The following is a 12,827-nucleotide window of genomic DNA, read 5'->3' on the forward strand; positions in this document are numbered from 1 at the left end:
CCGGTCAAAAACGACCGGCTTCGGGAAGTTACCTCCCGGAATGACTGACGCTGTGGGCTAGAAAACCGCGAAAACGGGGCCAATGGCCGGCTCTGCCAAGCCTTTTTCCGCAACCTGTTAAGCAGTCAGTGGAGGTGGGCGATACGTTGCCGGTCTTGCTAAGATTTCCGTTTGAAGGGTTTGATATGACGATGGAGGCGACTGCGGTTGTCCGGCATGTCAATTCAGATAAGGGAGTGCTTGGCGCTGCATTCGATGATATGCCTCCCCAGCGCCATTCATTGCTTCGTTTCGTCACAGATTCCTATCTAAGCGGTGAGGCCGTGAATGCGGGAGATGTGTTGCAGATCGTGGAGCGGGACAACTCTGCGCGCATGCGCGCTTCACAAGTTCCCGATGTTAATTTAAGCCGACCTGCAGAGTTATTTCGGATTGCGCGGCGAAATTTTGGCCTAGCCCTTCTATCGTTGGCTGCTCTTGTGTTGCTCGCCTATGTAGCCATGAACCTTTATGCCCGCACGTTTACCGTTGCTGGCGATGGGGCGATTACAAGTCCTCAGGGTACGGTGCTGCGAACTCAGGGGGCGGGCGTAGTTATTGGCTTCGCGGTACGTTCTGGGGATCGTGTTCAGCCTGGTCAGCTTTTGGCGTCTCTGCAGCGTCTTGATGGCCGTGTGACCAATTTGACAAGTGTCTGTGACTGTGTGGTGGGTGAAAGGCTGGCCGAGATCGGCTCTCCGATTGCTAAGGCCGCGCCGATCTTGTCCTTGGCTCCGACAAATGGCGTTACGCAGGCAACACTTGTTGTTCGCCTGAAGGATATTCGAAAAATACGGGTCGGTGATCGGGTCGCGGTTCAGTTTTTCAATGATGATGAAGTCAGCATGGGGCGGGTTGGTAGGGTGAATCTGCCGGGCTTGACCGATCCGACGACCTTGCAGCAGTCAGGCTTGAAGGTTCCCGATCTGGCAGGTTCCGTTGAAGTACGCTTTGACAATCCGGTCAATGCTTTGCGAGTTGGCCAAACCAGTCTCGGGACGCATCCGACTGCTGCATCTGCTGCCTAATTTCTGATCTCCGCTTTTCATTTGGAGTGGTGTTATGACGAAACGAATTCTTCGCTTCGGTTGCCTAGTCGCGCCTATAGTGAGCGCACTCTTCTCTGGCGGCGCGGCTGTGGCAGGAGATGAGGGGCTTTATCCTCCGCCGCCGCCGCCTGGAGCAGGATCGGTGAGGGTTTTGGATATCCGTTCTGCACCGCAGAAAGATACGCTCTCTGTTGGAGGTAAGTCCCTGGTAGCCATGGGGGCTCCAGGGCGGTTTGTGTATGTTCAACAGGGTGTTTCTGATCTGAAGGCGCCAAATTACTCTACATCAACGAATATAGAGGCGGGTCAATATTATTCCGTTCTCGTGGGTAATAAGATAAGTATTTTGTACCGGGAGCCGAGGCCGCCCTTAACCCAGTCCCTAGTCGTGCTCTATAATTTATCTTCGCTTTCTGATGTTTCGGTGAAGACTGAAGACGGTACGACAACGGTGGTCTCTTCGCTGAAGGCCTTTCGGGTGGGGAAGCAAGCTGTCAACCCGTTGAATGTTGGTTTTTCAGTCTATGCGGGACAAAAAAAGCTTGGGGTGGTGCCGGCCGTTCAGTTGAAGCGGGGGGCGAGCTTCGGGATTTTTGTGTTGAATTCATCCGGTGGTGGGCGCGTTGTTGTCGCTCCTGGTCCGGCCTTAGTGGATTGAGGATATGGTATTTTCGTCCGCTATTTTTCTATTCGCCTTTCTGCCAGCATTTTTGGCAGTGTACTATGCTACCCCCAATCGATTCCGTAGTTATACAATCACCTTAGGGTCTTATGTATTCTACGGTTGGTGGCGCGTAGACATGCTGCTGCTCTTGGTTGCTGTAACCGTTTGGGCTTGGGGCTGCGCTCGGATGATAGAGCGTGCGAAAGACGGTCGCGGACGGAAAGTATGGGTGCATATTGGTGTTTCCGTTGGGCTGATAATTCTCGCTTATTTCAAGTACTCTAATTTTTTCATGGATAGCATTAACGGCATTTTGGGGTGGAGTGGTCATAGTCTGATTGCTTATGATCGGATCTTGCTGCCGATCGGAATCAGTTTTTTCACTTTTCAGGCGATTAGCTATGTTGTGGATGTCTATCGTCGTGATGCTCAAGCTGCGACGCTAATTACCCTTGCTGCTTATAAGTCATTGTTCCCTCAATTGATCGCTGGTCCGGTACTTCGATATAAAGATCTCGATGAGCAGTTTAAATCGCGTTCGCACACACTGGAGAAGTTTGGGGAAGGTTTGATCCGCTTCGCTCAAGGCTTTGCGATGAAAGTTCTGATCGCGGACACGGTTGCGCCATTGGTGGACGCCGTCTTCGCTCAGGAACGCCTATCGCTGGTCGATGCTTGGCTTGGTGCCTTGGCCTATACTGTTCAGTTGTACTTCGATTTTGCTGGTTATAGTTCGATGGCAATCGGTTCGGGCCTGATGATTGGCTTTCGCTTCATCGAAAATTTTGACCAGCCCTATTGTAGTATATCAATTACCGAGTTCTGGCGACGTTGGCATATCAGCCTGTCCACTTGGCTGCGTGACTATCTGTATATTCCGCTTGGTGGTAATCGGGGTAGTACTTTTAAGACCTATCGCAACCTTATGTTGACGATGGTGCTGGGTGGATTTTGGCACGGCGCCAACTGGACCTTCGTGGCGTGGGGGGTGTGGCATGGTGGGCTATTGGCATTGGAGCGCCATTTGGGGGCAGGCAGAAGCGGATTGATCCGTGGTCTTAGCGGGCTCTCTTGGCTGCTGACGATGTTTTGCGTGATTGTTGGTTGGGTGATGTTCCGAGCGCCATCCGTCAACGCTGCTCTACACGTTTATGCCGGCATGGCTGGGGTAAATGGCATAGGGCTGTCACAAACTTTGGCGTGGCAAATTCGAGGGCTGGAAATAGCGATGCTATTATTGGCTGGAGGAATTATCGCCTGGGGTGCCTTTAAAGAAAAGGGACGAATGCCGCTTATTGAAGGATATCACGTCTTTGCGACGGCATTTATTACTACGGGATGGGCTGCTATATTGTTTATTTCAGTAGGCAAGCTTGTATCTGATAGTTTTTCTTCCTTTCTATATTTTCAGTTTTGAGGCGATCATGAAGCTAAGCAGTAGCTTGTATGACTTTAGACTGAGCGGCTGGTTGGCAGTTGGCCTTCTAGGGAGCGCCGGGATAACCGCTGCCGTTAACCCGGCATTGCTTAAAGCCTATCCAGACAAAGCTTTTTCAAGTGGTGCTTGGGCTTCTGCTTACCAGGCGGGTTTTGATGAGGCCTTGCCTATCCGTGGAACGTCCAGCGCGTTGATGGCGCTGACGAATTACTCTGCCTTCAGGGATGGAAAAGCCGGCGTGCTGGTGGGGCGGGATGGCTGGCTATTCAGTAGTGAGGAAATGACGCCGCTTACGGATCCTAGTGCTGTAATAGCTGAAAAGGCTGCGTACGTTACAAAGATCTCGCGACAATTGCGTGCTCGAGGAGTGCGGGTTATCATTGCGCTGGTTCCGGCGAAGATACGGATATATCCAGAGAAGAGTGGATCATATCAACTGCTTCCGCAGCTTCAGAGGACGTATGACGATCTTCTTGGCAATTTTCGTGCTGCAGGGATTGAAGCGCCGGATTTACGGTCACCTTTGCGGATCGGAAAACTGCAGGGCGCGATGTTCTTACGAACCGATACGCATTGGACGCCCGGAGGCGCGGCTGTTTCGGCGCAGGCTATTGCACGAACCATGGGACTGAACCGTGATTGGCCCGCTGTCCGATATCGGTTCGAACCGGCGAAGTCATTTATCCATGATGGTGACTTGAAGCACTTCTTGCCGTTGGGTCCTTGGGAGACGGAGGGGCCACCTTCCGATGTGGTTAACGGTGGCAGGTACGTCCCAATTTCTGCGGCTCCTGAATCGCTTCTAGGCCCGTCCGTTCACCCGGTCGCGCTGGTGGGGACCAGTTACAGCTACAATCCGAGTTGGCGTTTCGTGGGTGCGCTCGACCAAGCTTTGGAAGTCGATGTTCTTAATGCATCGAGAGAAGGGCGAGGGCCCTTCAAGCCTATGCAGAACTATCTTGATGATATCGCTGCCAATGGTTCACCGATTCCCAAAATACTGATCTGGGAGATGCCAGAACGATATTTTTGGTCGACTGATAAAACTGTGGGGCTTCCATGATAAAACCGGCAATTTCCTCGCGCCCAACCGACCTGAGCGGTGTTTCCAGCCTTACCGCGGCTTTAAGGCGGCGTAGGGGGGCATTGATGGGAGTAGCGTTAATTGCGCTATCTGCATCTGTTGGCGGGGTTGTCTATCATTTGCGCCATCAGGCAATAGCGGTGCCGAGAAGCGAGCAACCTCCCACTGTAAAAGAGCGGATCGTACGGATAGAGGCTCGCGCCCATTTTCTTGGAGCCCCTGCCAAGCGCTTGATGGTTGCGCAGAGCATTCTGGACGATGTCGGCGATTTGCAGGTTGTTTACGGAAGTGGTGCAACCGCATCGGTGCAAGAGATTGTGGGGCGTGCGGCGCAGGTTTTATTACCAAGAGCGGGTGACCATTCTGCATCCAGTGAAAGCAGGTTTGCTCAGGCGCGTTTTGCGATGTCTATCCTCACGGATTCCGTCCAGCGTGTTCAACTTGCAAAATCGCTAATCGAACGGTCGGACATGTCTCCCGCCGGCACCTTGCAGGCACATACGCTGTTTTTTAGTGTGCTGGATGATATGGGTGAGATTGGTGCCGGAAGAAGTGCGCCACTACTTGTTAGCGCAGCTCGTTATTTTGCGAAGGCACCGGGCGAGGATTCCTGGGAGGCGGCCCTGTTGTGCGTAAGGATGTTGGCATCGCCACAAGTGCGCGCCGATATGTCTCACGAAGTTGCAGTAGACCGTCTCGGTTCCTTTGCTTTTGATGCTAATATAAAGATGCAAATGAGACGTTCCCAACTCGATGGCGCTTTGATGAAGGCAAGTTGGAAGTCGATAAACGACAAACGTTCCAATGAAGCAGCCATTCTCGCGATGGCTATTGGCAATTCGATGTTACGCGATCGAATGCTGGCGCAGGTGGGTGCAAGCAGCATCAATCATGATACTGTTTGGAAGGCATTGCCTGCTGTTCTGGGCATCAAAAACGACAGAGCGCGAGATTTGGCACTGTTGCGATTTGTCCATCGTGCTCAAGGCGATTTGTATCTTCACGAGGCGGCCATCGCAGCGCAAGCCATCGGCGATGGCGAGAAACGCGCCATCGCCTTGTCGATGATCGCGGAAACCATGGCAGGTTCGGGTTATCGTAAGCGAGCCGATTACTTCCTCGCACTTATCGGCAATTTTGACGGCCTTCCGGCTGGGTCCGCGCGAGATTCCGCGCAGTCTCATGCTGCGCTGGCTTGGCTCCGCTTGGGGAATATCGAGAAAGCGGAGGCACTGTTATCTGAAACTAATGCAGATCTACCTGAGCGAGGTGCCGCTGTCGTGGCGCTTGCGAAGGCAAAGGCGAGCGCTGGGGCTACTCCGGGAGAGATCGAGAGCCTTGGCAAATGGACAAGCGGTGCCGATTTCGAAGATGTCGTCGGTATCGCTGCTGATCGAGCTGTGAATTTGGCGCAGCTCTCTGTTGTGGATTCCCTACTCGCCGAGATACCGAATATTGATGGAAGATTGCGGGTGAAAGCGCGTCTCGCGTTCGATTATGCCATGCCGCAAGATTGGCTGCGTCGTGCCCGTTCGGAATTGGGATCGGGCGTAAATGTCGATAAGGTAGGCGTATCAACGGCGTTAGACATATCCGCAGGCAAGTTGGATGTTGCACGCAAACAACTTCCGTTGATATTTGATACCGATATGCTGGCGCGCGGCACCGCTGCGCTTTCTGGCAAATTAGCGGCTGCGGGCCGGCTATCCGATGCTCTGTCGCTTAGTGCGATTCTGGACAGCGATGATGTGAAGGGGCGGGATTCCATCCGCCAGACCGTGGCCCTGTCGCTCGCTCGCCAAAATCGCATTGTTGGGGCTGCCAAGCTGGCGCGTGTGATGGAAGATCCTATCAGGCGCACAGCACTCTATCGTCGCCTTGCTACAATCGAGGCGCGACGGAACGATAGCTTTGAAGCGCTTGATGGTGCGCGCCTTCCGGAACCTGCCGGAGATGGCACCTCTGCCGATAGGAATCGCCTGGTACGGCGAGCGGCCTTCGATATTTACGGAATTTCACGAAGCGATCTGGGGCAGCATCTACCGACTTTGCCGAATGCAATGTCTATCACTCCGGCCTCTGTGCAGGGGCGGGTGCCCGAACCTTCTGCAGGGCGGCTCGCTCACGCCCTGGTAACGCCGATGGCGAACAATGGGTATAACAAGAAATTCCTGACCGCTAGTGACTTTTCCGACGTTTCGCTTGGCGGGCCGTCGATCGTCATGAAAGCCCAGACAACGACCTATCCGGTCTATATTCATGTCGCGGCTGGCACCATCGATATGCCGACGTTGTATGAGCGTATGGTGCTCAGCGGCCACGGTGATGGAATTGTCCGCACAGGACGCAAGTATCTGCTGAGGGTTCCCATCTTCGTCGCTACCGGCGCGACGCTTAATCTTACCGATGATGACGTGAGCGAGGTTCGGCTTTCAACGGATCGGGCTGCCTATATCGTTAATGCCGGACGGACATTCTTCAGTGGCGTTACTCTCATTGGATGGAACGACAAGCTGGATGCACCGGTCGAGCAATCGCTGGACACTGCGTACGAATTCAAGCCGTTTTATCTGGGGTGGAGCAATTCGGAAACGTTTGCTACCGAGACCCGGTTCGTTCGCCTCGGTAGCCATTCAAGTAAGGCTTACGGTTTCAGTTTGTCAGGTGGCCCGCTTGGGCTGATGAGTGCCGCGCGAGAAAAGAAGGATCCTTCAGGTATTGTGGTTGAGAACAGCTTCGAGAAGATGTTCTACGGTTACTACAGTTGGGAAGCAGGGAACGTCGCGCTCGTTGGCAACGAATATCGCGACAATCTCATCTATGGTATCGATCCCCATGATCGCTCCCACGAGCTTCTCGTTGCATTTAACACCGCATATGGTTCTGAGAAAAAGCACGGTATCATTGGCTCGCGGCACGTTGAGGGCAGTTGGTTCTTCGGGAACCTGTCATTTGGCAATCATGGTTCGGGTCTTATGTTGGACCGTTTCTCAGGCCAGAACATACTGTACGCAAATACGGCTTTTGATAACGGAGGCAATGGTCTCTCTCTTTATGAGAGTCCCTGCAACATTATCTCGTCTAACCATTTGTTCAATAATCACGGTAGTGGCGTTTTTTATCGCAACAGCTGGGATGTCGGTGTCTTTCGGAACGATATTGTGGGGAACGGTAAGCAGGGCGTCCTGGGCTTTGCCGATAAGATCATTACCAAGCCTGGCGCTCCTGAGCGTAACCTTCAGGTTGATCCATATGAAATGTATACCTCAAGCGCGGTTGTCGGAAATGTCCTGCGCAACAACGTCGGTGGCGGCATTGCCATGCGCGGGGTGGGGAGTGGCTCCCTCAGGGCAAATGCCATCACCGGAGTGGCTCGGAAGGCCTATCTCGGAGATCTTGGCACGATTGAAGGCGACATCGCACGAGCTGGTAACGATGGTGTCAGCTTTAGCACAGCCTGTACTCGTCCCAAGATCGAATATGCGTGTCCGTTTGCTGAACAGGGCTTCGTAAGCAGCCAGCTAGACAGAATGGCCATAGCGGCTTCACGATTTGCAGCCTGTCCGCCAAGAACAACGGTGAATGAGGCAACTGATCCTGCAAAGGCGCAAAGTTGGCGTGTCGCATGGGTCGTCGCGACCCAAGGGCTGGCTCCGAAACCGAGTCCCTCTATTCCTGACAAAGCAAATTCCCCAGCGTTGAAGGGAGCGCACTGATGCGTAAGCCTGCACTTATCGCTTTTGGAGTCTGGATGCTGGGGTGTGGTGGTGTTCTTGTCAGTACGGTGGATTGGCCTTGGACACTGGAGGGTAAGCGATCGGCGGTAGAAAACGCTCGTACCCTTGGAGATCTCGCTGCCTATCGCACGGCACTCAGCAGATTACGGGGTGTCGCTCCGGGCGAGGCGGCGCTGGAACAGCTGGAGCATGCCGATTTCGGGGGCAATGTGGCAGCCGACCATAATCGTTTGATGGCTGCGGCGTTGGCTGACCCCGCTACCCGGCATGAAGCCCGATTGATGCAGCTTCAAGGCATGACGCATCAGTCTGGACATATCCGTGAAGCAGCGCTTGCAGAACTGCGCAAGCTGGCTGCGAACAACGACGAGGCTGCCGTCGCATTGCTGATGCGCTTCGGAGATGATGAAGACGGGCAGGATACGCTGCACAGCGCCAGTTATGTCATTCCAAAGAACATTTCATCTGCAGCGTCGGCGCGTCATGCAGTCCAGATGCTGGAGGCGGATCCGAGCCTGATGATAAATCCTTACCAAGTGGACGATTTAAGGCGTCTTGAGGTGGGTTTTCTGGAGATCGACGCGAGGCAGGGCAAGGCCATGGCGATGACCCGGCTGGCCGGTATTCTCGATCAGCCGGGGGCTTCGTTACAAGCTCGAAAGCGGGCCTTGTCGCTTTATGAGGATGCGATGAAACGAGGATCGCTGTCGGCGCAAGTGGCGCTGGCGGATGCTTTGCGTCATGGCGATGCCCGGACTCGTAATTTGCCCAGAGCCGTTCAATTGTTGAACAAGGCGGCGGCGCAGGGATCGGCTGGTGCGGCAGGGCAGCTGGCGGCGATTTACCTTACCGGTGACGGCTTGTCTCGCGATGCCCGGAAGGGATTGGCTTATTATCGCGTTGCTGCCGAGCGTGGCAGCACTGGAGCGATGACAAGTATCGGAGACGTCTATCGCGACGGAAGCGGGGTGGCCCGCGATCCGAAAATGGCGGCAGAATGGTATCGCCGGTCAATCGATGCCGGAGGAAGCACTGGTTTGCTTCGACTGGGGCAGGCTTACCTCAATGGTACTGGCGTTGCCGTCGATATACCCAGAGGCGTTGATTTGATCGAGCGTGCAGCTCGCGCTGGGGATGTCAAAGGGATGACCGCACTGGCGTTGATGTATCAGCGGGGAAGAGGAGTTGATCGCGATTTCCGTCAGGCTGGCGAGTGGGCGCTCAAAGCGGTTGCAGCTGGCGACAAGAGTTCACGTGCTTTGGTTATGGCTGCTCAGGCGTTGGCAGGGGGTGCACATGGTCATCCCGAATTGCAACAGGCAATGGATTTATTGACGATTGCTGTCGGTAAGGGAAGCAGCGCAGCGCGTAGCGAACTGGCTACACTGCTCCTGTCGACGGGTTCCGTAAATGATGAGCATCGCGCTGTGGCGCTTTTGCGGGCTGGAGCGAGAGGGGGTGACGCGAAGGCTCTGGCCGCACTCGGGGCTGTATACGCGTCAGGCAATGGTGTTCCTGTCGATCCTCAGTTGAGCTTGCTGTACTACACGATGTCGGCACGCCGTGGCGAAATTGATGGAATTCGCGGGCTCGGCATTGCTTACTCATCCGGTTTTGGCGTGCCTCGTGACATTGATCGAGGTCTGCGCTTCTTCGATACGGCCGCGCGGACCGGCGATATCGGAGCGTCTCTGGCGTTGGCGAGCTGCTACCTCCAAGCATGCAGCGGTACTCGAGATGTTCAGCGGGCAGCATCGTATTTGAGGCAGGCCGCAGCAAAGAACAATAGCGAAGCCATCTATCAGCTTGCGAGCCTGACTATGAACAATGAGCTGCCTGGTGGAAAGATAACGGCGGTTACTTTACTTCGTAAGGCGGCTGGAATGGATCACTTGGTTTCCAAGAAATTGCTGAAACGCATGGGAATCTCTCTTCAGGCCGGTGTCGGTTCTGCGGACAGTGAGCAATTTGATGATGACGATGATGGCATGGAAGGGGCAGTATAATGACGGTTCCGCAATGGTGTGTCCGTGCTCTTTCGCACATTGGCTTCATTACGGTTGTTCTGATCTTGTGCGTTACTCTCAATATTGGAGCAGGTTTGCTGGCGCCTCAGCATGCTCTGGATAGCGCATTTAAATCGGGAGCGATCACAGGGCGCACGCCGCCAGAAGTATCTGATTGGTGGCATCTTGCACATGCCCAGGCAGATTGTCGTTCCATTCAGCCTTTTTTGGCTGAGAGTCAGCAGAAGATATCTTCAGGGCTGAGCAAGCCGTACTTTTCAGATCATGGTGGTAAGTCGACGGACTGCGATTTGTTGGGGGGAGTTCTGGCTGAGCCTGATAATGCAAGGATTGGGCATGGGACGCAGGCAACAGGGCTTTCTGCGGGAGGAAGTGCCGCCATTCTACTGATTGCGGCTGTAGGATGGAAAGGAGCACAGATTGCCCATGTGGTTGTAATTTTTGGCATATGGCTGACGACCTTTTATCTTTGGCGTCGCAAAAACTTGCCGGTGTTGCGTATCTTGCCATCAACGGCGCTCACATTGATGTTACTGCTTTTTGCAGTGCCTGGGGCGGTTACGATGCTTCCCACTTCCGGTTTGCTGATGTTGCTGGCGGCCGGGCCTGTGGCGCGCGCTGAGCCTGCTTGGTGGCGTCGGCACGCTGGTCAGGTTTCGATGGCAAGTGCGGCGCTGTTCTGGGCTCTGGATTCTCAGGCTGCCAGTGCGCCTGCGGGACTGGCATTGCTGCTTGGCATCTTGCCAATCTGTTTGGGGGAAGATCGCCTCGCAACTCTCATAAAGCCGATATTAATCTATATCCGGACGTCGGCGTCTATCATGATATTATATTCCGTCGCTACTATGTTGAGCGGAGCTTCAGGAAATTTGTCACTGTTAAAAGTTCTGCGGCAGATCTTTGGAGATATCCCGCAGGCGGGACCGTGGTGGAATGAATTTTCTACAGCCTGCGCGAACTTACTGGATTGGGTTTCTGCAGGAATTTTTCACGCCGACACTGTTGTGATGATGGTGTTTTGGACTTTGCCTTTTGCAATGTTGCTGGGCGTAGGCCAAAGGAATGATAGTTCTATAGGGCTGCGTAAATTTGTAAGCATTTGCGTTGCTGCTTGGTTACCCCTTGTCCCTTGTATAGTTTGGGCAGTGGTCTACCCTGGATTGTTGCGTCGGGCGCCAGATAGCTATGTGCTGTTGATGGTTGTTCCGTTTGCAATCGGATTGACGCGAATTGCAATCTCAACCAAAGGCATATTCAATCATCGCCATGTAATGACAAGCGACGGTGTGGACGCTGATGTCCTCTTGGCAAGGGCATGAGAGTGTCGCGACCTGTACTCGCGAATAACCATTCATGGCATCGGCGCATACAACACGGTCATGTCTCCACCTGTCCTGCGCGTGTTCATCGGACGATATTTGCTCAGCCAAGGCAGCAGGCGCTTATCGTGAAAGCGGGCGAAGTAAGGTTCCATCCAGCTAAGCGCCGATGCCGTGTCGATAGGTTCCTGTTCAAAACCGGTCATCGATTGGAAAACGGACTTATCGGCCAGCGCGCGAAGATTGAGGTCAATCAGTTTCTGGAGACGCCCATCGTTGTAAGCGTATGCGGAAATACCATTGGTTTCCCCTGCTTCTGCCAGCATGATGAGGGGCTGCATGGCAAACATGTGATAACTGGCAGCCCGATTGCGGCGGGCAAGCTCAAGGGGGAGAGTTCCGTCATCGCGGATCTGATCCACGCCGGTTCGGAAACAGCCCATACCCCATTCAAGCAAGGAGCGATCGCCCGTTGCAATCCCGGCTGCGGCTACGCTCCAACCCGCCCAGTAAAGGTGGTTGTTCTTGCGGCTGTTGAGATCTGGATCGCGGGAAAAGTCGGATTTTGCGGCAATTGCCAGTTTATGAAGCCAATCGATAACTCGCGCCTGCTTGTCGGGGGCGAGGTGTGCATGCGAAATCTTGAGGTAGGTGGTCGCAAACGTGCCCAGTTCCCATTTTCGCACGGACTCGCCCTGCCGATTGATTTTTCCCAAAAGGGCGTCGCCACGGGCCCATTCATCGAGCCAGTCCAGCGCGCAAGAGGCGTCAAAATCCGCTGTGGGCTTTGCTTCGACATAATGATCCGCGCGTTTGGTAACCGCATTGGCGAAGCTGGTGACGGGGGCGGTGTCCGCCAGATACTGCGCGTCTGCCTCTGCATCTATTACAGTGCTGTTTGTCTTGTTGTCTTCACCATATTTGCTGACAGTTTCCATGTCTCTCACTGCCGGAGGGATGGGGCTGCACGGCTTGCCTGCCTTTTGGCGAGGAAGCTCTAAAGGGCTGGCCAAGGCAGGATAGAGGTTTCCGGGCCTCCAGTCTTGGGCTTGGGCTGGTGGGAAGAAACCGAATTGGATCGTACTTAACGCAATTAATGTCCGATTTCGCACTATAAGCCCTCCAATATTCTAATTTTATTTATAACAATGGAGATTATGAAAATGATGCTCCACAAGCTATCGGCTAATAGTCGATATCGGATTTGGTTCGGCTTGGGCGTTCCTGTAACGGCCTGTCTCGCTGCAGCGATCGGCACGGTGGTTTGGCTGGCAATGTCCGGCAGTAACGAATCCGTGAAACAAGTTGTTTCTGTGCTACCCCTTCTGCAAGCTGCCAATGCCCAGCCACTAGTGGATTGACTCCAACGTTTGGAACCCGCGATTTCGAGCGGCGATAATGTCGTCCGGATTAGCCTTCCAGATGAAAGGCTTGGGGTTGTCGGCGTTGTATTCGCGGATGAACCGGTTG

The 12,827-nt window shown here is 54.0% G+C and carries 8 protein-coding genes and 1 pseudogene; 7 read left to right on the forward strand and 2 right to left on the reverse strand.

What is annotated here, in order from left to right; translation table 11 throughout:
• Positions 1-134: 134 nt before the first annotated feature.
• The 7 genes from AC3EC3_RS19475 to AC3EC3_RS19505 all read left to right on the forward strand — a co-directional run bounded on the left by AC3EC3_RS19475 (position 135) and on the right by AC3EC3_RS19505 (position 11,357).
• The gene (locus tag AC3EC3_RS19475; protein ID WP_488491233.1) at positions 135-1,067 is read left to right on the forward strand and encodes an HlyD family secretion protein; all 933 of its coding nucleotides are present in this window, start codon (positions 135-137) and stop codon (positions 1,065-1,067) included.
• 34 nt (positions 1,068-1,101) lie between these two features.
• Positions 1,102-1,746 (forward strand): alginate O-acetyltransferase AlgF, encoded by a 645-nt coding sequence (locus AC3EC3_RS19480; protein ID WP_488491234.1) that lies wholly within the window; start codon positions 1,102-1,104, stop codon positions 1,744-1,746.
• A 4-nt stretch (positions 1,747-1,750) separates the two neighbouring features.
• A complete protein-coding gene (locus AC3EC3_RS19485; RefSeq protein ID WP_488491235.1) occupies positions 1,751-3,169 on the forward strand; it encodes an MBOAT family O-acyltransferase in 1,419 nt (472 codons plus the stop codon).
• Positions 3,126-4,253 carry an alginate O-acetyltransferase AlgX-related protein gene (locus tag AC3EC3_RS19490; protein WP_488491236.1) on the forward strand — a complete coding sequence of 376 codons (1,128 nt, stop codon included), beginning with the start codon at positions 3,126-3,128 and terminating at the stop codon, positions 4,251-4,253. The genes AC3EC3_RS19485 and AC3EC3_RS19490 overlap by 44 nt, the downstream gene beginning before the upstream one ends.
• Positions 4,254-4,339: 86 nt before the next feature.
• Positions 4,340-7,990: a NosD domain-containing protein gene (locus AC3EC3_RS19495; protein WP_488491237.1), complete on the forward strand. Its 3,651-nt coding sequence runs from the start codon at positions 4,340-4,342 to the stop codon at positions 7,988-7,990.
• Entirely contained in the window at positions 7,990-10,017 is a 2,028-nt protein-coding gene (locus AC3EC3_RS19500; protein WP_488491238.1) for a tetratricopeptide repeat protein, read from the forward strand. Before AC3EC3_RS19495 ends, AC3EC3_RS19500 begins: the two co-directional genes overlap by 1 nt.
• Positions 10,017-11,357, forward strand: a complete 1,341-nt coding sequence (locus AC3EC3_RS19505) for a hypothetical protein (RefSeq protein WP_488491239.1) — start codon at positions 10,017-10,019, stop codon at positions 11,355-11,357. The genes AC3EC3_RS19500 and AC3EC3_RS19505 overlap by 1 nt, the downstream gene beginning before the upstream one ends.
• A gap of 32 nt (positions 11,358-11,389) precedes the next feature.
• On the opposite strand, the gene AC3EC3_RS19510 is transcribed toward AC3EC3_RS19505, so the two are convergent.
• Together AC3EC3_RS19510 and AC3EC3_RS19515 are read right to left on the reverse strand one after the other, a co-directional pair.
• Complete coding sequence (locus AC3EC3_RS19510; protein WP_488491240.1) at positions 11,390-12,295, reverse strand: alginate lyase family protein; 906 nt, start codon at positions 12,293-12,295, stop codon at positions 11,390-11,392.
• Positions 12,296-12,706: 411 nt separating this feature from the next.
• A pseudogene (locus AC3EC3_RS19515) lies at positions 12,707-12,827 on the reverse strand (IS630 family transposase); the annotation flags it as partial.

The sequence above is a fragment of the Novosphingobium sp. BAM6 genome (genome assembly GCF_057784955.1).